This window comes from Tepidimonas sp. HKU78 (assembly GCF_049860815.1).
Classification (GTDB): Bacteria; Pseudomonadota; Gammaproteobacteria; order Burkholderiales; family Burkholderiaceae_C; genus Tepidimonas.
In genome coordinates this window covers 2,195,993-2,220,597 of record NZ_CP187547.1, presented here as the reverse complement: position 1 = coordinate 2,220,597, position 24,605 = coordinate 2,195,993, and the positions used below count along the sequence as shown (strand labels likewise).

Here is a 24,605-nt window from a genome sequence, read left to right as displayed (position 1 = left end):
GTCCATGAAGATCCAACTGCGCTACTTTGCCGCCATCCGCGAGGCCGTGGGCACTGCCGCCGAGGTGCTGGACACCGACGCATCCCACGTCGGCGCGTTGCGCGACGCGCTGATTGCGCGCGGTGGCGTCTGGGCCGAGGCATTGGGCCGCGGGCGCGCCGTGCGCGTGTCGGTCGATCAGGTCATGGCGGACGAGGGTACGCCGCTGCACGATGGCGCCGAAGTGGCCTTCTTCCCGCCCGTCACTGGAGGATAGGCCCATGGCACTCGCGCACCGTTTTATCGCCATCCAGAGCGAGGACTTCGACCTGGCGCGTGAGGTGACCGCCCTGCGCGCCGGCCAGCCGACCGTGGGCGCGGTGTGCGCCTTCGTGGGCACGGTGCGTGATCGCAACGACGGGGCCTCGGTGGCCACCATGGAGCTGGAGCATTACCCGGGTATGACCGAGCGCGCCATCGACGCCATGATCGATGAGGCGGCACGGCGCTTCGACATACTGGGTGTGCGCGTCATCCACCGCGTGGGGGCGCTGCAGCCGCAGGACCAAATCGTGCTGGTGGCCGTGGCCTCGGCGCATCGCGGCCAGGCATTCCAGGCGTGCGAGTTTTTGATGGACTACCTCAAGACCCAGGCGCCGTTCTGGAAAAAAGAGCACACCCCACAGGGGGCGCGTTGGGTCGATGCGCGCGTCAGCGACGACGCGGCGCTGGCGCGCTGGGGCATTGCCGCGCGCAACGCCTGAGTGCCCGTCACGTGGCGCGTTTTTGATGGCGATCAAGGCCGCGGCCTTGAAAACGCGGCACAACCCCCCACATGGAAGCACAGTCGAATCACGGAGCTTTCCATGTCCATCGAAAAATTCACCCGTTCGTTTCAAGAGGCCTTGTCCGACGCGCAATCGCTCGCGCTGGGCAAGGATCATGCGTACATCGAGCCGGCGCACGTGGCGCTGACCCTGCTGCAGCAAGACACCTCGCGCGGCTTGCTCACGCGTGCCGGGGTCAACATCGGGGCGCTGCGCAAGGCGGCCGAAGACGCCGTCAACCGCCTGCCCCAGGTGCAGGGCCAGGAGCAAGTCCAGGCCAGCCGCGATTTGGTGTCCGTGCTGCAGGCGATGGAAAAAGAGGCCATCAAGCGCGGTGACCAGTTCATCGCTAGCGAGTTGTTCTGGCTGGCGCTGGCCGATGCCAAGACGTCGCTGGCCGATGCCGCGCGGCAGGCGGGCCTGCAGCGCAAGTCCCTAGAGGCGGCGATCGAAGCCGTGCGAGGAGGAGAAAAAGTGACCAACCCCGAAGCCGAAAACCAGCGCGAGGCGCTGAAAAAATACACCCTCGACCTGACCGAACGCGCCCGTCAGGGCAAGCTGGACCCCGTCATCGGGCGCGACGACGAAATTCGCCGCACCATCCAGATCCTGCAGCGGCGCAGCAAGAACAACCCGGTGCTCATCGGTGAGCCCGGTGTGGGCAAAACCGCCATCGTCGAGGGGCTGGCGCAGCGCATCGTCAACGGCGAGGTGCCCGAGACGCTCAAGGACAAGCGCGTGCTGGCGCTGGACATGGCGGGACTGCTGGCCGGCGCCAAATACCGCGGCGAGTTCGAGGAGCGCCTCAAGGCGGTGCTCAAAGAGATCGCGGCCGAGGAAGGGCGCATCATCCTCTTCATCGACGAGATCCACACCATGGTGGGCGCGGGCAAGGCCGAAGGCGCCATGGACGCGGGCAACATGCTCAAGCCGGCGCTGGCGCGCGGCGAGCTGCACTGCATCGGCGCCACCACGCTGGATGAGTACCGCAAGTACATCGAAAAGGACGCGGCGCTCGAGCGGCGCTTCCAGAAGGTGCTGGTCGACGAGCCCAGCGTCGAGGCCACGATCGCCATCCTGCGCGGTCTGCAAGAGAAGTACGAGCTGCACCACGGGGTGGAGATCACCGACCCGGCCATCGTTGCCGCAGCCGAGCTGTCGCACCGCTACATCACGGACCGCTTCCTGCCAGACAAGGCCATCGACCTCATCGACGAGGCCGCGGCCCGCATCAAGATGGAGATCGACTCCAAACCCGAGGTGATGGACCGGCTGGAGCGGCGCCTGATCCAGCTCAAGATCGAGCGCGAGGCGGTGCGCAAGGAGACCGACGAGGCCTCGCGCAAGCGGCTGGAGCTGATCGAGGAGGAGATCGCGCGGCTGGAGCGCGAGTACGCCGATCTGGAGGAGGTCTGGAAGGCCGAGAAGGCGCAGGTGCAGGGCTCGGCGCAGATCAAGGAGGAGATTGACCGCATCCGCTTCCAGATCGAGGAGCTCAAGCGCAAGGGTGACTTCAACAAGGTCGCCGAGCTGCAGTACGGCCGCCTGCCGGAGCTGGAGCGCCGGCTGCAGGAGGCGCAGGCGCGCGAGGCCGGCAAGGACGGCGCCAAGGGCTTCAAACTGCTGCGCACGCAGGTCGGCGCGGAGGAGATCGCCGAGGTGGTCTCGCGCGCCACCGGCATCCCGGTCAGCAAGCTGATGCAGGGCGAGCGCGACAAGCTGCTGCAGATGGAGGCGCGGCTGCACGAGCGCGTGGTCGGCCAGGACGAGGCGATCGCCGCCGTCTCCAATGCCATCCGCCGCGCCCGCGCGGGCCTGAGCGACCCGAACCGGCCGCTGGGCAGCTTCCTGTTCCTCGGTCCGACGGGGGTCGGCAAGACCGAGCTGTGCAAGGCGCTGGCGGCCTTCCTGTTCGACAGCGAGCAGCACATGATCCGCATCGACATGAGCGAATTCATGGAGAAGCACTCGGTGAGCCGCCTGATTGGCGCGCCGCCGGGCTATGTCGGCTACGAGGAGGGCGGCTACCTGACCGAGGCGGTGCGGCGCAAGCCCTACAGCGTCGTGCTGCTCGACGAGGTCGAGAAGGCGCACCCGGACGTGTTCAACGTGCTGCTGCAGGTGCTGGACGACGGGCGGCTGACCGACGGCCAGGGCCGCACGGTGGACTTCAAGAACACCGTCATCGTGATGACCTCCAACATCGGTTCGCAGCGCATCCAGCAGCTGGCGCAGCGGGGCCACGACATGGAGGACATCAAGGACGCGGTGTGGGAGGAGCTCAAGGCGCACTTCCGCCCCGAATTCCTCAACCGCATCGACGAGACGGTGGTGTTCCATCCGCTCGGCAGCGAGCACATCAAGAACATCGCCCGCATCCAGCTGCGCACGCTGCAGGAGCGGCTGGCCAAGCTCGACCTGACGCTGACGTTCACCGACGCGGCGCTGGAGGAGCTGGCCAAGGTCGGCTACGACCCGGTGTTCGGCGCGCGGCCGCTGAAGCGCGCGATCCAGCAGCGCATCGAGAACCCGCTGTCCAAGCTGATCCTCGAAGGGCGCTTCCCCCCCAAGAGCGAGATCCCGGTGGACGTGGATCCGGTGCGCGCGCCGGGGCAGTTCCTCTTCGGGCGCACGGTGCACTAAAAAGCGTCACGGGCGCTGACTACAATGCCAGCCGGGTAGGGCGGATCAGCCGCCTGCCCGGCTTTTTCGTGCCCCATCACCATGACGCCAGCTCCCACCAGCGCTCCCACCCGCCCTGCGCCTCGCGCCGAGGCAGCCCCAGACATCTCGGTCGTCATCCCGGTCTATCACGAAGAGGACAACCTACGTGAGCTGGTGGCGCGGGTGGGCGAGGCGCTCGGGCCCACACGCTGGACCTTCGAGCTGATCTGCGTGGATGACGGCTCGCGTGACGCCAGCCCCGCCATCCTGGCCGAACTGGCGGCGACGACGCCGTGGCTGCACCCGGTCATCCTGGCGCGCAACTACGGTCAATCGACGGCGTTGCAGGCCGGCTTCGAGCGCGCGCGGGGCCGCTACATCGTCACGCTGGACGGGGATTTGCAAAACGACCCGCTGGACATTCCCGCGCTCATCGAGCGGTTGGAGTCCGATCCGTCGGTGGACATGATCTCGGGCTGGCGCCAGCAGCGCCAGGACAAGGCGTTGTCGCGCCGCCTGCCTTCGGTGCTGGCCAACCGGCTGATTTCCTGGGCCACGGGGGTGCGTCTGCACGACTACGGTTGCGCGCTCAAGGCGTATCGGCGCGAGATCATCGAGCGCATCCGGCTCTACGGCGAGTTGCACCGCTTCATCCCATCGCTGGCGCGCGAAGCCGGCGCGCGCATCGTGGAAGTGCCGGTGCGCCACCACGCGCGCACGCGCGGGCAGTCCAAGTATGGCATCGATCGCACCTTCCGCGTCATTCTGGACCTGGTGTTGATCGTGTTCTTTTTGCGCTACCGGCAGCGACCTCTGCACGCCTTTGGTGGGCTGGGCCTGTGGCTCATGACGCCCGGGGTGGTGATCCTCGGGTATCTGCTCGCGGTCAAACTGGCAGGCGAGGATATTGGCGGTCGCCCGCTGCTCATCGCCGGGGTGATGCTGGTGCTGATGGGGGCGCAGCTCATCGTGGCGGGCCTGACGGGTGAGTTACTCATCCGCATCTACCACGAGGGGTCGGGCCGTCCCCAGTACCACACCCGGGGGTTGCCGCCCGCTCACCCCGGGACTGCCACGCAGCCATGAGCCTGGGCCCAACCCGGGGCGCGGCTCGCCCGCAGGGGCGGCGCCCATGGCGGCTGGCGGCCGCGCTGGCGCTGCTGGCGGCCGTGCTGTGGTGGGTGGAGCCCGAGCGCGTGTGGGCCGAGTTGCAGCGGGCCGATGGCGGCTGGCTGTTGGCCGGGCTGCTCAGCAGCGCCGCGGCCAACGCGCTGTCGGCCTGGCGCTGGCGTGCGGGGGTACGCTGGCTGGGCTTTGAGGTACCCCTGCGCTGGGCGCTGCCGGTGTACTTTCGGGGCGTGGCGGCCAACGTGGTGTTGCCCGGGGCGGTGCTAGGGGGCGACATGCTGCGCGCCTGGAGCCTGCACCGGCGCGGTGTGCCGGTGCTGGAGGCCGGCGTGTCGGTCGTGCTGGATCGCCTCAGTGGCCTGTGGGGGTTGGGATTGCTGGGGTGCCTGGTGCTCGCCGTGGGCCGCATCAGCGGGCACGGCGATGGGCTGCAAAGGGCGCTGCACGCCTTAGGGTTGTCGGGCTTTTTGCCGGTGGTGGTTGTCGTGGCGGCCGCGCTGGCCGTGGCCATGGCGCTGTCACCGTATGTGGTGTTGCGTGTCAGTGCCAGCCATGGCATGTACTGGGCGCAGCTGCAGCGGCCCGCGTGGCGCTGGTGGCGGCAACTCGCCACACATGCGCCGGCGCGTCACTGGGGGCAGCAGCTCGTGGGTTCTTTGGCCGTGCAGGCCGCCAGTGTCACCACGCTGTTTGCAGGGCTGCATGCGGTGGGCGCGCCCCTGCCGTGGGCGGGTGTGGCGCTGGCCGCGGTGCCGATCTTCGTACTGGCCACACTACCGGTGAGCTTTGGTGGCTGGGGTACGCGCGAGGCCGCCGCCGTCGCGGTGCTGGTGCCACTGGGGATCGACGCACCGGCGGCCGTTGCGGCTTCGGTGCTCTACGGGCTGGCGCCCGTCACCCAAGCGCCGCTGGCACTGCTGCCGAGCAGCGCTGGGGACGGGGACGCCGACGCAGCGGCAGACGGCCGGCGTTGAGCCCGCGGCGGACTCCCGGGTGCCCGCCCGGCCGATCGCTTACTGGATCTTGGCTTTCTTGCGCAGCTCTTCTTGGAACTGCGCGAGTTTTTGCTGCTGCAGCTGCTGCTCGATCTGAGGTTTGACGTCCTCGAACGGGGGTACTTGCGCGGCTCTCACGTCATCGACGCGGATGATGTGCCAGCCGAACTGGGTCTGCACCGGCTCGCGGGTCGTCTCGCCCTTGCCCAACTTGGCCATCGCCTGACCAAACTCCGGCACGAACGCATCGGGCGTTGCCCAGTCCAGATCACCACCGCGCTTGGCCGACCCCGGGTCCTTGGAGCGTTTGGCCGCCAGGTCCTCGAACTTGGCGCCCTTGGCCAGCTCGGCGAGCACCGCTTCAGCCGCTTCCTTGCTCTCGACCAAGATGTGGCGGACGCGGTACTCCTGCCCCATGGCTTGGGCAATGCGGTCATACTCGGCGCGCAGCTCCGCTTCGGTGACGGGATGGCGGCGTTGCTGGTCGGCAAACAGCTCGCGGATCAGGATGGTCTGGGTGGCCAGTTCGAGCTGGGCCTTGACCTCCGGCGACGCGCGCAGGCCGCGCCGCTCGGCTTCTTGCACGAAGATCTCACGCAGGATGGCCTCTTCGCGCAACTGTTGGCGCACGTTGTCGTCGATGGGGCGTCCCGAGCGGGCGACCTGCTGCTCGAGCGCCTTGAGGCGGGCCGAGGGGACGGGCTTGCCGTTGACGATGGCGAGATTTTGGGCGTGCGCTGGCAGGACCAGGCCAGCCGCCAGACACGCGGCGACGGCCACGCGCGACAACAGGATATTCATGGGAGGGATGTGTCCGAAAAAACCGAGGGGAAAGACGTTGCGTGTCGCCGGCTACCGTTACTCGTGCAGCACCTCGATGGCCAGCGCGTGCAAGCCGGCGTCGAACGCCGGTTGCAGTGCATCATACACAAGTCGGTGGGCGGTGACGCGGCTGCGGCCCTCCAGCGCCGGCGCGGCGATGCGTACGCGAAAGTGCGTGCCTTGTCCCCGACCATTCGCGCCCGCATGCCCGGCGTGGGCAGCGCTCTCGTCGATCACCTCCAGCCGCGTGGGCTGCAGCGCGTGGCGCAGCAGCTGCTCGATCGCCTGGGTCGTGGTCCCATCCGTGTCTGTCGTCATGGTGTGTCATCCTTCAGATGGCGCGCGACGTAGAACCCCTGCCCGACCAAGAACAGCACGGGGAAGATATAACCCCAGAGCTTGAAGTCCACCCAGGCATCGGTGGAGTAAAACGCCGCGACGTAGGCGTTGAGGGCGGCCATGAACAGGCAGTAGCCGATCCAAGCCTGCGTCAGCCGCGACCAAACGTGGGTCGGCAACTGCAGCTGGCTGCCCAGCAGCAGTTGCAGCACGTTCTTCTTCCAGCCCCACAGCGCGGCGGCCAGCGCCAGCGCGATGGCGCCGTACAACACGGTGGGCTTCCACTTGATGAAGCGATCGTCGTGTAGAAGCAGCGTGAGCGCGCCGAACACCAGCACCAGCAGCAGCGTGATTTTTTGCACCGCTTGCAGACGACGGTCGATGGCGTAGATCAGGCCCATCTGCACCACCGTGGCGGCCATCAGCACGGCGGTGGCCGCGTAGATGCCCTGCCACTGGTAGGCGAGAAAGAAGAGGGCGATGGGGAAGAAGTCGATCAACAGGCGCATGTCCGGATTATCGGTGCAGCGCGCGTCACAGCGGGTGCCACTGCAGGGCCGCCGAATTCATGCAAAAACGCAAGCCCGTGGGCGGTGGCCCATCGTCGAACACGTGGCCCAGGTGCGCCCCACAGCCGGCGCACAGGGTTTCGGTGCGCACCATGCCGTGGCTGCGGTCGGTGCGCTCGACGATGGCGCCGGGGCGCGCCTGCCAGAAACTGGGCCAGCCGCAACCGGCGTCGAACTTGGTGTCGCTGTCGAACAGATGCGCTCCACAGGCGATGCAGTGGTAGCGGCCAGGCTGCCACCACGATTCATAGCGTCCTGTGAAGGGCGGTTCGGTCGCAGCGCGGCGGGTGACGTCGAAGGCCAGGGGCTCGGCGTCGCCGCGTGCGATCTTTTCGGTGAGCAAGGCGCGCCACTCGGCATCGGATTTTTCGATCGGAAACGTCATGGATGAATTGTTCAACGCGCGCGACACCCTTGTCGTGCACAGGGGTTCAGCGGCGGTTCAGCAGGGCTTGGAGTGCGTCGGGCTGTAACACCTCGATGCGGCTGAACTCGAGCGAGATCCAGCCCTTGGCTTCCAACGCCTTGAGCACACGGTTGACCGTCTGCCGTGACAAGCCGGTCAGGTGGCCGAAGTCCTCCTGCGACAGGGTGATCTTGCGTATCCCCGAGCCCAGGAACATGACCAGGTACTGCGCCACGCGCTCTTCGGGGGTGCGCAGCCGACCGGCTTCGATGGCCGTCATGGCTTGCCCCAGCCTCAGGTTCAGGCGCGCGATCAGGTAGTGGTTGAACGGTAGATGCGTTTGGTACAGATGGCGAAAGTGCGCCAGCGGCAGGCCGATCAGCGTGGTGTCGCGCAAGGCCACCACGTCGTACCGCCACGGGCCGCCGTTGAGGACCGTGCCTTCGCCAAACCAGTCGCCGGCCGGGACACCCAGGAAGGCAGAGACACGGCCATCCCGCCCTTCGGTCTGCAGCTTGGCCATGCCGGACAACACCGCCCACCAGGCATCGACCGGTGTGCCCCGGCGGACCAGCAACTCGCCGCGGCTGGCGCGCTGCAACAGCATGTCGTTGATCAGGGTCTCGCGCAGGCTTGGGTCCATACTGCCGAACCAGGGCTGCTGGGACAAAAAGACACGCGCGGGCGTTCGGCTGTCGAGGGTCATGATCGACGCAAGTGGGACAAATGGGGCACGGTACCGGCTGTCGAGTGGGCGACAAATGGACCCGTGACCTCGGGTTTGTCAGGATGACGACGTTGGATGGGACTTGCCATAGTCGTAAGCTTAGCGGAGTCGGTCGTCGCGGACGGCCGTTTCCCATCCCATTCGAAAAGAGGAGTGCTCCCAATGCTTGGCCTGATGCAAGAACGACCCCTGTTGATTTCGGATTTGATCGAACACGCGGCACGCCACCACGGCGACGTGGAAATCGTCTCGCGGCGCGTGGAGGGTGACATCCACCGCACGACCTACGCGCATGCGGCGGCGCGCGCGCGGCAACTGGCGCAGGCGCTCGACGCCATGGGGCTGGAGCAGGGCGAGCGCGTGGCCACGTTGGCGTGGAACGGCTACCGCCACTTCGAGATGTACTACGGGGTCAGCGGTTCGGGGCGCGTGCTGCACACGATCAACCCGCGGTTGTTGCCCGATCAGATTGCGTGGATCGTCAACCACGCCGAAGACCGCGTGCTGGCGTTCGATACGACCTTTTGGCCCATCATCAAAGCGATCCACGCCCATTGCCCCACCGTGCAGCGTTGGGTGGCGCTGTGCGACGACGAGCATCTGGCGCGACTGACCGCCGAGGGCGGCATACCCAACCTGATCGGCTACGAGTCCTGGATCGCCGGGTATCCCACCCGCTACGATTGGCCGCGCTTTTCGGACGAGACGGCCAGCAGCATGTGCTACACCAGTGGCACCACCGGCAACCCCAAGGCCGCCCTGTACAGCCACAAGTCGACCATCCTGCACGCCTACGCGTCGGCACTACCGGACGTGATGTGCCTGAGCGCGCGCGATTGCGTGCTGCCGGTGGTGCCGATGTTTCACGTCAACGCGTGGGGCATCCCGTATTCGGCAGCGGCGGTCGGCTGCAAGCTGGTGTTTCCGGGCGCCCAGCTCGACGGCAAGTCGGTCTACGAGTTGCTGGATGCCGAACGGGTGACGTTCGCGGCGGGCGTGCCGACGGTGTGGCAGATGCTGCTGACCCACATGGGAGCCAACGGATTGAAGCTGCCGCACCTGCAGCGCACGGTCATCGGCGGCTCGGCCTGCCCGCCCGCGATGATCCAAGCGTTTCGGGAGCAGTACGGTGTGGAAGTGCTGCACGCCTGGGGCATGACGGAGCTCAGCCCGCTGGGCACGCTGTGCACGCTCAAGAACAAACACCTGTCGCTGCCCGAAGAGGAGCAAATGAAGATTCGCCTCAAGCAGGGACGCGCGATTTTTGGCATCGACATGAAGATCGTCGATGCCGACGGTCGTGAACTGCCGTGGGACGGCAAGACCCAGGGCGACCTGTTGGTACGCGGCCCCTGGGTCATCCGGGACTACTACCGCAGCGGCCAACCGAGCCCGTTGATCGACGGCTGGTTCCCGACCGGAGACGTCGCCACCATCGACCGGGACGGCTACATGCAGATCACCGACCGCAGCAAGGACGTCATCAAGTCTGGTGGCGAGTGGATCAGCTCGATCGACGTGGAAAACATCGCGATGGCGCACCCGGCGGTACTCATGGCCGCCTGCATTGGCGTCAAACACCCGAAGTGGGACGAGCGCCCGATCGTCGTCGTGGTAAAGAAGCCCGGACACGACGTCACCCGCGAAGAGCTGCTCGCCTTCTACGAGGGCAAGCTCGCCAAATGGCAGATTCCCGACGACGTGGTGTTCGTGGACGCGATCCCGCTGGGCGCGACCGGCAAGATGCAGAAGATGAAGCTGCGCGAAATGCTGGCCGACTACCGGTTGCCAGGACTGTGAGTGCGCGCCGCTCGAGTGTCATCCAATGGACAGTCGCCTAGGTGATAAGTCTGCGGGGTTTCCCTGATCGCTGCGCTGCACCAGACCGCTAAGCTCAAAACCGTTCCCCCACCATGCCAACACAAGGAGACAAGCGCATGAAATTCGCCTTCAAAACCCTCGCGGTGGCCGCCATGTTCGGTGTGGCGCTGACCGGCCTCGCCCAGGCCCAGAGCGCCCGCCAAGCCAAGCGGGATCAGGCCGCGGCCGCGGGTGCGGCGCCGCTGGCGGGCCAGACCGTCAAGATCGCCTGGATCGACCCTCTGTCGGGGTTGATGGCGCCGGTGGGGTCGAACCAGGTCAAGAGCTTTCAGTTCTTTGCCGAGAAGTTCAGCGGCCCCAACAAGCACAACCCCGCCGGGGTCAAGTGGGAGGTGGTGCCCTTCGACAACAAGCTCAGCCCCGCCGAGAGCGTGACGGCCCTGCAGTCAGCCATCGACCAGGGCATCCGCTACATCACGCAGGGCAACGGGTCGTCGGTGGCTGGGGCCCTCATCGAAGCGGTGGCGCGCCACAACGCGCGCAACCCGGGCAAGGAAGTCGTCTTCCTCAACCACTCGGCGGTCGATCCGGATTTCACCAATAGCAAGTGCAACTACTGGCATTTCCGCTTCGACGCCGACACCTCGATGAAGATGGAGGCGCTGACCACCTTCATGAAGGATCAGCCCGACATCAAGAAGGTGTATCTGCTCAACCAGAACTACTCGCACGGTCATCAGGTGGCCAAGTACGCCAAAGAGCTGCTGGCGCGCAAACGCCCCGACATCCAAATCGTCGGCGAAGACCTGCATCCACTGGCGCAGGTGCGTGACTTTGCCCCCTACATCGCCAAGATCAAGGCCTCGGGGGCGGACACCGTCATCACCGGCAACTGGGGCTCAGATTTGGCGTTGCTGGTGAAGGCGGCCAACGAGGGGGGGTTCACGGGCAAGTTCTACACCTACTACGCGGGGGTGACGGGCACGCCGACCGCTCTCGGCCAAAGCGCCGAAGGCCGGGTGTACCAAGTCTCGTACAACCACTACAACATGGGCGGCGAGATGCAGCAGTGGCAAAACGAGTTCAAGCAGAAGTTCAATGCCGACTTCTACACGGGCTCGGTCATCCACATCTTCCGTGGCCTGTCCGAGGCGATGGCCAAGGCCAAGAGCACCGATCCGGTGCAAGTGGCCAAGGTGCTGGAGGGGCTCAAGTTCACCAGCTACAACGGTGAAGTCGAGATGCGCAAGACCGACCACCAGCTGCAACAGCCGCTGTACCTGACGCGCTGGCAAAAGGCGGACGCGAAGTTCCCGTACAGCGTGGAGAACACCGGCATGACGTTCGCGCTCGTGAAGGAGTTCCCGGCGTACATCGCCAGCACGCCCACCAGCTGCAACATGCAGCGCCCCAACTGACGGCGGCTTGGCCCGTGGCGCGGACCGTGCGCGCGGGTCGGGTCTGCGCCACCGTTTTCCGCCCCGCCCACTCGGGCCGGGCCCATCGATCGGTTGAATCGACGCCGCCGGTGGCCAGCTGCGCCTGGCCGTCCGGAGTGTCTGACCCCGATGATTCCCCACGACGCCCCTGATCATGGAATTCGTCCTCGTCTCTTTACTCAACGGTGTCAGCTACGGCTTGTTGCTGTTCATGCTCAGCTCCGGGCTGACCCTGATCTTTTCGATGATGGGCGTGCTCAACTTTGCCCACGCGAGCTTCTACATGCTGGGCGCGTATTTCGCCTACGCGTTGTCCGGCATCGTGGGCTTTTGGCCAGCGCTGCTGGTGGCGCCAGTGCTGGTGGGGCTGGCGGGCGCCCTGTTCGAGAAATACAGCCTGCGCAAGGTGCATAAGTTTGGCCACGTGCCGGAGCTGCTGATCACCTTTGGGCTGTCCTATGTGATCTTGGAGCTGGTGCAACTGGTCTGGGGCCGTACCGCGGTCAACTTCCGGCCGCCGGAGCTGCTGCAGGGGCCAGCGTTCACCCTCATCCATACCGCCGATGACCGCATGGCCTTCGTCTGGGGCCGAGCGGCAGCAGACCTGTGCCAGGCCGCGGCGTGCACGCCGTTTCCCGCGACGCGCGCCTTCATGATGGGTGTGGCGGTGGCCATGCTCGTGAGTTTGTGGCTGCTCATCACCCGCACCCGCGTGGGGCTGGTGATCCAAGCCGCCTTGACCCACCCCGAGATGGTGGAGGCGCTCGGGCACAACGTGCCGCGCGTCTTCATGATGGTGTTTGGCGTGGGCACCGGGCTGGCCGGTCTGGCCGGCGTGATCGGGGGCAGCACGTTCGTGACCGAACCGGCGATGGCGGCCACGCTCGGATCGCTGGTGTTTGCCGTGGTGGTGATCGGTGGCCTGGGGTCGCTGCCGGGCGCGTTTTTGGCGTCGCTGCTGATCGGCGTCATCCAGACGTTTGCGGTGGCGATGGATCACTCGATCGGGTCGCTGCTGCAGGGCATGGGGCTCGCGCTGTCGGATGCGATGCGCGACAAGGACTTCCTCAAGCTCACGCTGTCGCAGGTGGCGCCGGTGTTGCCGTACCTGTTTTTGGTGCTGATCCTGATATTCCGCCCCAAGGGCTTGCTGGGCACGCGCGACCAATGACTCAAACTTGAACGACCAGACCATGAGCAAGGCGTACTATCAGTTCACTCCCTACAACGTCGGGCGCTGGGTCGTCTGGACCCTGTTCGCGCTGGTGTTGTTGGTGGCGCCGCAACTGTTCACCAGCAACTTGTCCATCAGCATGCTGGCGCAGATGGGCATCGCCATCATCGCTTGCCTGTCGTACAACCTGTTGCTCGGGCAGGGGGGCATGTTGAGCTTCGGGCACGCGGTCTACAGCGGCCTGGGTTCTTACGTCGCGATCCACGCACTGCTGATGGTGGGGCAGGGCACGCTGGCGGTGCCGGTGTCGTTGCTGCCCATGGTCGGCGGATTGGCGGGACTGTTCTTTGCCATGCTGTTTGGCTACGTCACGACGAAGAAGGCCGGCACCCCGTTTGCCATGATTACGCTTGGCGTGGGCGAGCTGGTGTTTGCGCTGTCGCTGATGTTTTCGGACTTCTTCGGTGGCGAGGCGGGCATCACCGCCAACCGGGTGGTGGGCGAGCCCGTGTTCGGCATCACGTATGGGCCAGCGGTGCAGGTGTATTACTTGATCGCGGTCTATACCTTCGTGTGCGTGGCGGCCATGTTCGCTTTCACGCGCACGCCGCTGGGGCGTATCCTCAACGCCGTGCGCGACAACCCGGAGCGCGTCGAGTTCATCGGCTACAACACGCAGGTCGTGCGCTATCTGGCGTTCATGATCTCGGGGTTTTTTGCCGGTATCGCCGGCGGTCTGGCGGCGATCCAGTTCGAAATCGTCACGGCCGAGGTGGTCGGCCCGCTGCGCTCGGGCGCGTATCTGCTGTTCACCTTCCTGGGCGGGGCGACGTTTTTCTTCGGGCCCATCATCGGTGGCGTGCTGATGGTGCTGGCGCTGGTGCTGCTGTCGGAGCTGACCAAGGCGTGGCTGCTGTACCTGGGGTTGGTGTTCATGTTCATGGTCATGTACGCGCCGGGTGGCATCGCCAGCCTGATCATGATGAACCTGCGCGTGGCGGCCTTCGGCCGGCTGCGCGAGCTGTGGGTGAGCTACTTGGCGCTGGGAGGGACGGGCTTGGTGGCGTTGCTGGGGGCGGGTGGCATCATCGAGATGATCTACCACCTGCAGCTCAACGCGGCGATCGGCCCGCAGGTTCAGTACCTGGGCGCTACGCTCGACACCGGATCGGCGCAGAGCTGGTTCGGCTCGGCGTTCGTGATGCTGACCGGCATTGGTCTGTTCGAGGTTGCGCGCCGGCGCTTCCGCGAGCACTGGAGCGACATCCAGGTCGATATCGAAAAGGAAATCAAGCGGCGGGAGATGGCCTGACATGTCCACCACACCCAACACTTCGGCATCGCACGACACCCCAGCGCTCGAATTGCGCGGTGTCTGCAAGCGCTTCGGCAAGACCGAGATCATCCGTGGTGTCGATCTGGCGGTGCGCGCGGGCGAGCGCGTCGCGGTCATCGGCCCCAACGGCGCGGGCAAATCGACCCTGTTCAACCTCATCAGCGGGCGCTTTGCGCCCACGAGCGGCGAGATCCTGCTCGGCGGGCGGCGCATCGACGGTAAAAAGCCATTCGAAATCAACCGGATGGGGTTGGCGCGCAGCTTTCAGATCACCAATATCTTCCCCAAGCTCAGCGTGTTCGAGAACCTGCGCTGTGGCGTGCTCTGGAGCCTGGGTTATCGCTACACGTTGTTCAAATTTCTGGCCGATCTGGACGACGCCAACGAGCGCACCGAGGACTTGCTCGAGCGCATCGGCTTGACCAAGAAACGCGACACCTTGGCCATGAATCTGACCTACGCCGAGCAGCGCGCGCTCGAGATCGGCATCACGATCGCGGGCGGGGCGCAGGTCATCCTGCTCGATGAGCCGACGGCGGGCATGAGCAAGAGCGAGACGCGGCGCTTCATCGAACTCATCCGCGAGGTGACGGAGGGCAAAACGCTGCTGACCGTCGAGCACGACATGGGGGTGGTGTTCGGCCTGGCGGATCGCATTGCCGTGGTGGTGTATGGCGAGGTGATCGCCTTCGACACCCCGGAGGCGGTCAAGGCCAACCCGCGTGTGCAGGAGGCGTATCTGGGCTCGGTGCTGGCCGAGCAGCAGGCGGCCGAAGCCGCGCATTGACGTTTCTCGTATCCCACCACATCTGCGCCACACCATGCTCGAGATCGACAACCTTCACGCCTTCTACGGCAAAAGCCACGTGCTGCACGGCGTGCATTTCCGGGTCGAACCCGGTCAGATTGTCGCGTTGCTGGGCCGCAACGGCTCCGGGCGCTCCACGACCGCCAAGGCCATCATGGGCTTGGTCGACGCCGAGGGCGACATCCGCTGGCAGGGACAGCGCATCACCGGGCTCAAGCCCTACGAGGTCGCGCACTTGGGGATCGGCTACGTGCCCGAGAGCCGCGACATCTTTCCGAAGCTCACCGTGCACCAGAACTTGATGCTGGGCCAGAAAAATCCCCGCAAGCCGGGGCGCTGGAGCTTCGACGACATGTATGCGATGTTTCCGCGCCTCAAGGAGCGCCAGCACACCGAGGCGGGGGTGCTCTCGGGCGGGGAGCAGCAAATGCTGACGCTGTGCCGCTCGCTCATGGGCGATCCCGATCTCATCATCATCGACGAGCCGACCGAGGGGTTGGCGCCCAAGATCGTGGAGCTGGTGGCGCAGTATCTGCGTACCCTCAAAGCCAAGGGCGTCTCGGTGCTGTTGATCGAGCAAAAGCTCACCATCGCGCTGCAGATTTCCGACCGGGCGCTGGTCATGGGGCACGGCAGCATCGTTTTCGACGGCACGCCCGACGAGCTCAAAGCCAACCCCTATGTGCGCCGCGAGTGGTTGGAGGTGGGCTGAGCGCTACCGCGACAGACAAATACGCGACACCTGCCTATGGGCAATCGGCAGCGTGCACCCTAGAATCAAGACAAAATCGAACGACCGTTCACTTTTTCGTTATCGTTTTGCAGGAGGCATCATGACCGCTCATTACCAGGTCCACGGTGACGTGGCCGTCATCACGCTCGACAACCCGCCCGTCAACGGGTTGGGCTTGTCGACCCGCCAGGCCGTGGCCCAGGGGCTGGATCGGGCGATCGACGATCCGGCCGTGCGCGCCATTGTCGTGACCGGCGCCGGCAAGGCCTTCTCTGGCGGGGCTGACATCAAGGAGTTCGGTTCGCCCAAGGCCTACCAGGATCCGAACCTGCTCAGCCTCATCGGCGCGTTCGAACATTCACCCAAGCCGGTGGTGGCCGCCATCCACAGCGTGTGCATGGGCGGTGGGCTGGAGCTGGCGTTGGGGGCGCATTACCGCATCGCCGCCCCCGGCACCAAAGTGGCGCTGCCCGAGGTCAAGCTGGGTCTGATTCCCGGGGCGGGGGGCACGCAACGCCTGCCGCGCGTCATTGGCGTGGAGGCCGCGCTCAACATGATCGTCAGTGGTGAGCCCGTGCCCAGCGAGCTGTTGGCCACCATTCCGGGGCAAAAGCTGTTCGACAAGTTGGCGGCATCGGCCGAGACCCTGTTGGACGAGGCGCTGGCGTTGGCGCGTGAGGTGGCGCAGCGCCACGCGGACGGCGCCCCGCTGCCACGGGTGCGCGACCTGCCGTGTCGGCATCCGCAGGCCGAGGCGTATTTCCAGTTCGCCCGGAACATGGTCGGCGCGCAGACCAAGCACTATCCCGCGCCGCTGAAGTGCATCGACGCCGTGCAGGCGGCCACCACGCGCCGCTTCGACGATGGCATGGCGTTTGAGCGCGAGACGTTCGTCAACCTGATGAACACGCCCGTCAGCATCGCGCTGCGCTACCTGTTCGTGGCCGAGCGCGCCGCGGGCAAGATTGCCGACGTGCCGGAGGACACCCCCCAGCGCGAGATCCGCCAGGTCGCCATCATCGGCGCTGGCACGATGGGCACTGGCATCGCGATCAACTTTCTCAACATCTGCCTGCCCGTCACGCTGCTGGAGACCCAGCAGGCGGCGCTGGAGCGCGGGGTGGCGAACATTCGGTCGGTGTACGAAGGGCAAGTGAAGAAAGGCAAGCTCAAGCCCGAGCAGATGGAGCAGCGCCTGGGCCTGCTGCGCACGACACTGTCGTACGACGACATCCGCGAGGCAGACTTGGTGATCGAGGCGGTTTTCGAGGATTTGGAAGTCAAGCGCCAGGTGTTCGAGCGGCTCGACGCCGTCATGAAGCCGGGGGCGATCCTCGCCACGAACACGTCGACGCTGGACGTCAACAAGATCGCGTCGTTTACGAAGCGGCCGCAAGACGTCATCGGCACGCACTTCTTCAGCCCGGCGCACGTGATGAAGCTGCTGGAGGTGGTGCGCGGTGAGGCCACCGCCAAGGACGTGCTGGCCACCATCATGGCCCTGGGCAAAAAGATCAAGAAGACCTGCGTCGTCTCGGGGGTGTGCGATGGCTTCATCGGCAACCGCATGATCGAGCAGTACAGCCGGCAGGCCGGTTTTCTGCTGGAGGAGGGTTGCACGCCCGAGCAGGTGGATCGCGCCATCGAGCGCTTTGGCTTCGCGATGGGGCCCTTCCGCATGGGCGACCTGGCCGGCAATGACGTGGGGTGGTACATCCGCAAGCGTCGCTATGTCGAGAAACCGCACCTGCGCTACAGCAAGATTGCCGACCGCCTGTGCGAGATGGGGCGCTTTGGCCAAAAGACCGGGGCGGGGTGGTATGACTACCAGCCGGGCAAGCGTGACGCGATACCCAGCTCCGTCGTCAATCAAATGATCGAGGACTTTCGCCGCGAACAGGGCATCACCCCGCGCCAGATCAGCGACGAGGAGATCGTGCAGCGCCTGGTGTTCGCGCTGGTCAACGAGGGTGCGCACATCCTGGAGGAGAAGATCGCGGCGCGCGCCAGTGACATCGACATGGTGTACCTGACCGGCTACGGTTTTCCGGCCTGGCGCGGCGGGCCGATGCATTACGCCGAGCAATTCGGCTTGTTCAACGTGGTGCAGGCCATGAAGCGCTTTGCCAAGAACCCGCACGACGATGCCCAGTTCTGGCAGCCCGCCCCCCTCATCCAGCGCCTCGTCGCCGAAGGCAAGGGATTCGCTGCCGCCTGAGCCGTCGCCGCCATATACACGTTACCCAGGACCGAACATGAGCAACGCTGTCATCGTCTCTACCGCACGCACCCCCTTGGCCAAGAGCTGGAAGGGGTCCTTCAACATGACGCACGGTGCCACGCTGGGCGGTCACGTGGTGCGCGCCGCCATCGAGCGCGCGCGCCTGGACCCAGCCGAGGTCGAAGACGTCATCATGGGCTGCGCCAACCCGGAAGGGGCCACGGGCTGGAACATTGCGCGCCAGATCGCCTTGGCCGCAGGGTGCCCGGTCACGGTGTCGGGTCTGACCGTCAACCGGTTCTGCTCGTCGGGGTTGCAGACGATCGCCTTGGCTGCCCAGCGCATCATGGCAGGTGAGGGCGAGATCTATGTGGCCGGTGGGGTCGAGAGCATCTCGTGCGTACAAAACGAGATGAACAAGCACATGATGACCGACCCCGCGCTGCTGGAGCGCAAGCCCGAGATTTATTGGACCATGCTGCAGACCGCCGAGCAGGTGGCCAAGCGCTATCGTATCGGCCGCGACGCGATGGACGAGTACGGCGCGGCCAGTCAGCAAAAAGCCTGTGCAGCGGCGGCGGCCGGCAAGTTCGACGACGAGATCGTGCCGATCACGGTCACGGCTGGCATCTATGACAAGCAGCGTGGGCTCATCACGCAGCAGGTGACCGTGTCGCGTGACGAGGGGCTGCGAGAGGGTACCACCAAGGAAGCGATCGCCGCCATCAAGCCTGCGCTGCCCGGCGGCACTATCGCTGCCGGCAATGCGAGCCAGTTCTCCGACGGGGCGGGTGCGTGCGTCGTGATGGACGAAAAAGTGGCCGAGCGCAAGGGTTTGCAGCCGCTGGGGCGGTTTCTGGGCTTTGCCGTGGCGGGGTGCGAGCCCGACGAGATGGGCATCGGCCCCGTGTTTGCCGTGCCCAAGGTGTTGCAGCGGCTGGGCCTGACGGTGGATGACATCGATCTCTGGGAGCTCAACGAGGCGTTCGCGGTGCAGGTCCTCTACTGCCGCGACCGCCTGGGCATCCCGGCCGACCGCCTCAATGTCAACGGCGGCGCGATTGCGATTGGCCACCCGTACGGTGTGTCCGGGCAGCGCCTGACCGGGCATGCACTCATCGAAGGCAAGCGGCGTGGCGCCAAGCGGGTGTGCGTGACCATGTGTATCGGTGGCGGTATGGGCGCAGCTGGCGTGTTCGAGGTGCTGTGATGAACCCGGGTCTGCGCGCCACCATCGATTTTTTGCTCTACGACTGGTTGCGCGTGCAGGCCCTGACCGAGCGAGCGCGCCACGCCGAGCATACGCGCGAGACGTTCGATGCGGTGCTCGACACCTGCGAGCGCATCGCGCGTGAGAAGTACGCCCCCTTCAACCGCCTCGTCGATACCGAGGAGCCGCGCTTCGACGGCGAGCGGGTGGTGCTGCCCGCTGCGACACACGAGGCGTGGCAGGCCTATGCGGCCAGCGGCATGCTGAGCGCGTCGCAGGACTACGACGTGGGCGGCATGCAGCTGCCCTACACGATCGAGGCGGCGGGCAATGCGTTTTTTGCCGCGGCTTCGGTCAGTATCGGCGCGGGCATGCTCACGGTGGGCAACGCGAACCTGTTGATGGCGCACGGCACCGAGGCACAGCGCCGCGCGTTTGCGCAGCCTGAGCTGCAAGGGCGGTTTGCGGGCACCATGTGCCTGAGCGAGCCGCAGGCCGGCTCTAGCCTGAGCGATATCGCGACCCGGGCCGTCCCCGACGGCGACGATTTCGAGAGCGATCCCCTGGGGCCCCGCTACCGCTTGCGCGGCAACAAGATGTGGATCTCGGCCGGCGAGCACGAGCTAACCGACAACATCGTTCACCTGGTGCTGGCCAAGATTCCGGGGGCTGACGGTCGGCTGCCGCCCGGCGTCAAGGGGATTTCGCTGTTCATCGTGCCCAAGTGGCTGGTGGACACGCAAGGCCGACTGACCGGCGAGCGCAACGATGTGGCGCTGGCGGGTCTCAACCACAAGTGCGGCTGGCGCGGTACACCCAACACGCTGCTCAACTTTGGCGAGGGGCGCTACCCGGTGCGTGCCCCCGGGCTGGATGGGCGCGGCGCGGGCGCCATCGGCTACCGGGTGGGCGCGCCCGGCGACGGCTTGCGCTGTATGTTTCACATGATGAACGAGGCGCGCATCGGCGTTGGCATGGCCGCCACCATGTTGGGTATGGCGGGCTATCTGGCCAGCCTCGACTACGCGCGCACGCGGCTGCAGGGGCGCTTGCCGGGTCCCGCGGGCAAGGACCCTGCTCAGCCGCCGGTGCGCATCATCGAGCACGCCGACGTCAAACGCATGCTGCTGGCGCAAAAGGCGTACTGCGAGGGGGCGCTGGCGTTGGCGCTGTATTGCGCCCGGCTGGTCGACGAGCAGCGCACGGGCGACGCGCGAGCAGCCGACGACGCGCGCTTGCTGCTCGAGGTGCTCACGCCGATCGCCAAGAGCTGGCCCAGCGAATGGTGCTTGGAGGCCAACAGCTTGGCCATCCAGGTGCACGGCGGCTATGGCTACACGCGCGACTTTCCGGTCGAGCAATACTGGCGCGACAACCGCCTCAACATGATCCACGAAGGCACGCATGGCATCCAGGCCCTGGATTTGCTGGGCCGCAAGGTGCGCGTGGAGGATGGCCGTGGCTTGTCGCTGCTGGCGCAGCGGATGCAGACCACCGTGGCGCGCGCCCGTGCCGTGCCCACGCTGGCGGCGCACGCGCAGGCGCTGGCGCGGGCCATTGACGAGGTGGCCGACGCCACGCGCGCTGCCTGGGCCGATGGCGATCCGGTCGCCGCGCTGGCCAATGCCGTGCCGTACCTGCAGGCCTTGGGGCACACGGTGCTGGCGTGGATCTGGCTGGACGTGGCGCTGGCGGCGGTCGGCCGCGACGACGCCGCCAGCCGCGGGCGCTTGCAGGCGTGCCGCTACTTTGTCGCCCCTGAAATATTCATAACCTCATGATTTTTCTTGTGTTATTGTCTGTTTGCGAGTACAATTTCCCCCAGATTTGATGGTCTGATGCGCCGTTTTCTGGGAGTTTTGCGATGTTTGCCTGCCCCGCCACCGAGGACTTCTTCCGCGCCCGGCTCGATCAGATGATCGACCTGCGCCATCCGCTGGCGGTGTTGTCCTCACGCATGCCGTGGCAGGAGTTGGAAGCAAGGCTGTCGCACCTGTTCATGCGCAAAGCGCGCTCTGGGGTGGCCATGCCCGATCTGGACCTCTTTGGCGAATCTCCGGTGCGCGCAGCTCGGGCGTCCAACGCAGGCCGACCCCGCGTGCCGCTGCGCGTGATGATCGCGCTGCTGTATCTGAAGCACGCCTTCAACGAGTCGGACGAAGGGGTGGTGGAGCGTTGGCGCGACACGCCGCGCTGGCAGTACTTCTCGGGTCTGGCCTACTACGAGGACCGGCTGCCGTGTGACGCCACGACGCTGGTGAAGTTTCGCCGGCTGCTGGGCGAGGAGGGGGTGGAAGAACTCCTGGCGCAGACGATCAACGTGGCGGTGGAAACCGGACTCATCAAGCCGCAGGAACTCAAGCGCGTGGTGGTGGACACCACCGTACAACCCAAGGCGGTGGCCCATCCGACCGACAGCCGGCTGCTGGAGACGGCACGCACCAAGCTGGTGGAGGCGGCCAAGGCCGCCGGCATCGCCTTGAAGCAGACCTTTGCCAAGGAAGGCAAGGAGCTGGCCCGCAAGGCAGGACGCTATGCGCACGCGCGGCAGTTTGCGCGCATGCGCCGGGTCATCAAGCGTCAGCGCACCATCGTGGCCAGGCTGCAGCGGGAGATCGAGCGCAAGGCCAGCCGCCTGGGGCAGGCCATCCAGAGCGCTCTTGGCCACACCCTCAACAAGGCAGCGCGTCTGGTGGCGCAGACTGCCAACCGAAAGACCGCCGACGGGACTCGAAAGCTCTACGCCTGGCACGCGCCGGAGGTGGAGTGCATCAACAAGGGCAAGGCCCGCTGCCCTTACGAGTTCGGCGTCAAGGTCGGCATTGCCAGCACCCTGAAGCACAGCCTCATCGTCGGAGCCCGGGCCTTCCATGGCAACCCCTACGACGGGCACACGCTGCAAGCGCAGCTGGAGCAGGCCACGATCCTGATGCAGGACAGCGGCATCAAGCCCAACACGGCCTATGCCGACTTGGGCTACCGCGGGGTGGAGGCCGACATTGCGGATGTGCGCCTGGTGCACCGCGGCAAGATCAAGCGCCTGACGCACGAGGAGCGCAGACTGCTCAAGCGCCGCCAGGCCATCGAGCCGGTCATCGGGCACTTGAAGCAGGATCACCGCATGGACAGGTGCCACCTCAAGGGCGAGCAGGGTGACCGGCTGCACGCGGTGCTGTGCGCGGCGGGCTACAACATCCGCTGGCTGCTGCGCATGATCGCCAACAAGGGCGTGCCCTTCTTGAGGCGAGCTTTTTTGCGCCTCATTGCGGCCGTGCGCCTCATCGGCCGGTGGCTCGCCCAGCGGCGGCCAACCGAGACCAGTGGCGCCAACCCTGCCCAGCTGCGGCTAAGGGCGGCGTGAAAATGAATTTTTCAGGGACGACTACTTTTTTCATTACGAACTGCCCAAGATCGGGCCGTGGCTGCAGGTGGTGCGCACGCGCGACAGCACCTGCGCCGAGATGCCCGAAGACGCTTTCTGAGCCTGGTGGGCCGCGCACGTGGCCCCCGTTTCGAGGAGATACCGCATGACCCGCAGCATCACACAACTGTTCGACCTGACGGGGCGCACCGCGCTCGTGACCGGGGGCTCGCGCGGCCTGGGCCTGCAAATCGCCCAAGCGCTGGGCGAGGCGGGCGCCAAGCTGATGCTGACCGCGCGCAAAGCCGATGAGCTGGAAGGCGCGGTGCAGCAGCTGCAGGCGCAGGGCATCGATGCCCGCTGGATGGCAGCCGACTGCGCGCGCGAGGAGGATATCCAGCGCTTGGTCAGTGAGACCCTGCAGCGCCTGGGCGACATCGATATCCTGGTCAACAACGCCGGGGCGGCTTGGGGGGCGCCGGCCGAAGACCACCCGCTGGAGGCCTGGGACAAGGTCATGAACCTCAATATCCGTGGCTACTTCCTGCTCAGCCAGGCAGTGGGTAAGCACAGCATGATCGCGCGGCGGCGGGGCAGTATCGTCAACGTCGCCTCTATCGCCGGGCTGGGCGGCAACCCGCCCGAGATGAAAACCATCGCCTACAACACGTCCAAGGGCGCGGTGATCAACTTCACGCGCGCGCTGGCGGCGGAGTGGGGGCCCTACGGCATCCGCGTCAACGCCATCTGCCCTGGCTTCTTTCCCAGCAAGATGACGCGCGGCACCCTGCAGGCGATGGGCGAGGAACGGCTGGCCGCGCACGCGCCCCTGCGCCGCTTGGGTGACGATGAGGACCTCAAGGGGGCCGCAGTGCTGTTTGCGTCCGACGCGGGCAAACACATCACGGGTCAGTGGCTCGCGGTCGATGGCGGGGTCAGCGCCGTCATCGGTGGTTGAAAGGGCGCCGGGCGCTCATCGGTCCTTGCATCGTTTTACCTGGAGCCAAGTCCATGCCGTCGAACAAGCAGATTCTTCTGGTCAGCCGCCCCCAGGGCGAGGCCAGCCTCGAAAACTTTCGTCTCGTTGAGACGCAAATCCCCGCGCTGTCGGAGGGCCAGGTGCTGGTGCGCCACCATTATCTGAGCCTGGACCCTTACATGCGCGGGCGCATGAACGAGGGCAAAAGCTACGCCGCTCCCCAGCCGCTAGGCGAAGTGATGATTGGCGGCACGGTCGGTCAGGTGGTGGAGAGCCGCCACCCGCGCTACGCCCCGGGCGACTGGGTGGTTGGCATGGGTGGTTGGCAGGAGTACAGCGTGGTCGATGCCGACCAGCCGGGTGCGTTGCGCAAGGTGGATGTCTCGCGCATTCCGCCCAGCCATTACCTGGGCGCGGTGGGCATGCCGGGGGTGACGGCGTGGTACGGCCTGGTCAAAATCATCGAGCCCAAGCCTGGCCAGACCATAACGGTCAGCGCGGCTGCCGGTGCGGTGGGCAGCGCCGTGGGCGTGCTGGCCAAGCAGCGCGGCTGCCGCGTGGTGGGCATCGCGGGCGGCCCCGACAAGTGCGCCTACGTGCGCGACGAGCTGGGCTTCGACGACTGTGTCGACTACCGCCAGTACCCCGACTTGCGCTCGCTGGCGGCGGCGCTCAAAGCGGCCTGCCCGAACGGCATCGACGGTCACTTCGAGAACGTCGGCGGCACGGTGTTGGACGCGGTCATGCTGCGCGCCAACGCCTTTTCTCGCGTGGCCATGTGCGGCATGATCGCGGGCTATGACGGCCAGCCCCTGCCGATGCTCAACCCGTCGCTCATCCTCGTCAACCGCATGCGCATCGAGGGTTTCATCGTCAGCGAGCACATGGAGGTCTGGCCGCAGGCGCTGGCCGAACTGGGCGAGCTGGTCGGCAGCGGACGTTTCCGCCCCCGCGAGACCATCGCGCAAGGCATCGAAGCCGCCCCCGAGGCGTTCTTGGGTTTGCTCAAGGGGCGCAACTTCGGCAAGCAGCTCGTCAAGCTGGTTTGAGAGCGTCTCGCGCTTGCC

22 protein-coding genes are annotated in these 24,605 nt (G+C 66.1%); 17 read left to right on the top strand and 5 right to left on the bottom strand.

The window, feature by feature from the left end:
- Positions 1–4 precede the first annotated feature (4 nt).
- The 5 genes from ACPYIS_RS10935 to ACPYIS_RS10915 all read left to right on the top strand — a co-directional run bounded on the left by ACPYIS_RS10935 (position 5) and on the right by ACPYIS_RS10915 (position 5,572).
- Positions 5–256, top strand: a complete 252-nt coding sequence (locus ACPYIS_RS10935; protein WP_299021066.1) for a MoaD/ThiS family protein — start codon at positions 5–7, stop codon at positions 254–256.
- 4 nt (positions 257–260) lie between these two features.
- Complete coding sequence (locus tag ACPYIS_RS10930; RefSeq protein ID WP_299021064.1) at positions 261–743, top strand: molybdenum cofactor biosynthesis protein MoaE; 483 nt, start codon at positions 261–263, stop codon at positions 741–743.
- Positions 744–845: 102 nt separating this feature from the next.
- A complete protein-coding gene (gene clpB / locus ACPYIS_RS10925) occupies positions 846–3,449 on the top strand; it encodes an ATP-dependent chaperone ClpB (protein WP_424859401.1) in 2,604 nt (867 codons plus the stop codon).
- An 81-nt stretch (positions 3,450–3,530) separates the two neighbouring features.
- Positions 3,531–4,556: a glycosyltransferase family 2 protein gene (locus tag ACPYIS_RS10920; protein WP_299021060.1), complete on the top strand. Its 1,026-nt coding sequence runs from the start codon at positions 3,531–3,533 to the stop codon at positions 4,554–4,556.
- Positions 4,553–5,572, top strand: a complete 1,020-nt coding sequence (locus ACPYIS_RS10915; RefSeq protein WP_424859400.1) for a lysylphosphatidylglycerol synthase transmembrane domain-containing protein — start codon at positions 4,553–4,555, stop codon at positions 5,570–5,572. The genes ACPYIS_RS10920 and ACPYIS_RS10915 overlap by 4 nt, the downstream gene beginning before the upstream one ends.
- A 39-nt stretch (positions 5,573–5,611) precedes the next feature.
- On the opposite strand, the gene ACPYIS_RS10910 is transcribed toward ACPYIS_RS10915, so the two are convergent.
- From ACPYIS_RS10910 to ACPYIS_RS10890, 5 genes are read right to left on the bottom strand one after another with little or no spacing between them, the layout of a single operon-like run.
- Positions 5,612–6,394 carry a peptidylprolyl isomerase gene (locus tag ACPYIS_RS10910; protein ID WP_299021056.1) on the bottom strand — a complete coding sequence of 261 codons (783 nt, stop codon included), beginning with the start codon at positions 6,392–6,394 and terminating at the stop codon, positions 5,612–5,614.
- A gap of 57 nt (positions 6,395–6,451) precedes the next feature.
- Positions 6,452–6,733: a BolA family protein gene (locus tag ACPYIS_RS10905; protein WP_299021053.1), complete on the bottom strand. Its 282-nt coding sequence runs from the start codon at positions 6,731–6,733 to the stop codon at positions 6,452–6,454.
- Positions 6,730–7,263: a septation protein A gene (locus ACPYIS_RS10900; protein WP_299021050.1), complete on the bottom strand. Its 534-nt coding sequence runs from the start codon at positions 7,261–7,263 to the stop codon at positions 6,730–6,732. Before ACPYIS_RS10900 ends, ACPYIS_RS10905 begins: the two co-directional genes overlap by 4 nt.
- Positions 7,264–7,288: 25 nt before the next feature.
- Positions 7,289–7,708 (bottom strand): peptide-methionine (R)-S-oxide reductase MsrB, encoded by a 420-nt coding sequence (gene msrB / locus ACPYIS_RS10895; RefSeq protein WP_424859399.1) that lies wholly within the window; start codon positions 7,706–7,708, stop codon positions 7,289–7,291.
- Positions 7,709–7,754: 46 nt separating this feature from the next.
- Positions 7,755–8,435 carry a Crp/Fnr family transcriptional regulator gene (locus tag ACPYIS_RS10890; protein ID WP_424859398.1) on the bottom strand — a complete coding sequence of 227 codons (681 nt, stop codon included), beginning with the start codon at positions 8,433–8,435 and terminating at the stop codon, positions 7,755–7,757.
- 183 nt (positions 8,436–8,618) lie between these two features.
- Here ACPYIS_RS10890 and ACPYIS_RS10885 point away from each other — a divergent pair, with 183 nt between their 5' ends.
- The 12 genes from ACPYIS_RS10885 (at position 8,619) to ACPYIS_RS10830 (ending at position 24,587) form a co-directional block, all read left to right on the top strand.
- Entirely contained in the window at positions 8,619–10,256 is a 1,638-nt protein-coding gene (locus ACPYIS_RS10885; protein ID WP_424894659.1) for a 3-(methylthio)propionyl-CoA ligase, read from the top strand.
- A 137-nt stretch (positions 10,257–10,393) separates the two neighbouring features.
- Positions 10,394–11,695, top strand: coding sequence for a branched-chain amino acid ABC transporter substrate-binding protein (locus ACPYIS_RS10880; protein WP_299021039.1), 1,302 nt, complete (start codon positions 10,394–10,396; stop codon positions 11,693–11,695).
- A gap of 175 nt (positions 11,696–11,870) precedes the next feature.
- Positions 11,871–12,887 (top strand): branched-chain amino acid ABC transporter permease, encoded by a 1,017-nt coding sequence (locus tag ACPYIS_RS10875; protein WP_299021036.1) that lies wholly within the window; start codon positions 11,871–11,873, stop codon positions 12,885–12,887.
- A 22-nt stretch (positions 12,888–12,909) separates the two neighbouring features.
- Entirely contained in the window at positions 12,910–14,202 is a 1,293-nt protein-coding gene (locus ACPYIS_RS10870) for a branched-chain amino acid ABC transporter permease (protein ID WP_424859396.1), read from the top strand.
- A 1-nt stretch (position 14,203) separates the two neighbouring features.
- Positions 14,204–15,013 carry an ABC transporter ATP-binding protein gene (locus tag ACPYIS_RS10865; RefSeq protein WP_424859395.1) on the top strand — a complete coding sequence of 270 codons (810 nt, stop codon included), beginning with the start codon at positions 14,204–14,206 and terminating at the stop codon, positions 15,011–15,013.
- Between the two features lie 34 nt (positions 15,014–15,047).
- A complete protein-coding gene (locus tag ACPYIS_RS10860) occupies positions 15,048–15,746 on the top strand; it encodes an ABC transporter ATP-binding protein (RefSeq protein WP_424894658.1) in 699 nt (232 codons plus the stop codon).
- A gap of 121 nt (positions 15,747–15,867) precedes the next feature.
- Entirely contained in the window at positions 15,868–17,985 is a 2,118-nt protein-coding gene (locus ACPYIS_RS10855) for a 3-hydroxyacyl-CoA dehydrogenase NAD-binding domain-containing protein (RefSeq protein WP_424894657.1), read from the top strand.
- A 37-nt stretch (positions 17,986–18,022) separates the two neighbouring features.
- Complete coding sequence (locus ACPYIS_RS10850) at positions 18,023–19,198, top strand: acetyl-CoA C-acyltransferase (protein WP_314226473.1); 1,176 nt, start codon at positions 18,023–18,025, stop codon at positions 19,196–19,198.
- A complete protein-coding gene (locus ACPYIS_RS10845; RefSeq protein WP_425973571.1) occupies positions 19,198–20,979 on the top strand; it encodes an acyl-CoA dehydrogenase in 1,782 nt (593 codons plus the stop codon). The genes ACPYIS_RS10850 and ACPYIS_RS10845 overlap by 1 nt, the downstream gene beginning before the upstream one ends.
- An 83-nt stretch (positions 20,980–21,062) precedes the next feature.
- A complete protein-coding gene (locus ACPYIS_RS10840; RefSeq protein WP_425973569.1) occupies positions 21,063–22,559 on the top strand; it encodes an IS5 family transposase in 1,497 nt (498 codons plus the stop codon).
- 166 nt (positions 22,560–22,725) lie between these two features.
- The gene (locus tag ACPYIS_RS10835; protein ID WP_424859391.1) at positions 22,726–23,517 is read left to right on the top strand and encodes an SDR family oxidoreductase; all 792 of its coding nucleotides are present in this window, start codon (positions 22,726–22,728) and stop codon (positions 23,515–23,517) included.
- 53 nt (positions 23,518–23,570) lie between these two features.
- Positions 23,571–24,587, top strand: a complete 1,017-nt coding sequence (locus tag ACPYIS_RS10830) for an NADP-dependent oxidoreductase (RefSeq protein ID WP_299020672.1) — start codon at positions 23,571–23,573, stop codon at positions 24,585–24,587.
- Positions 24,588–24,605: the final 18 nt, after the last annotated feature.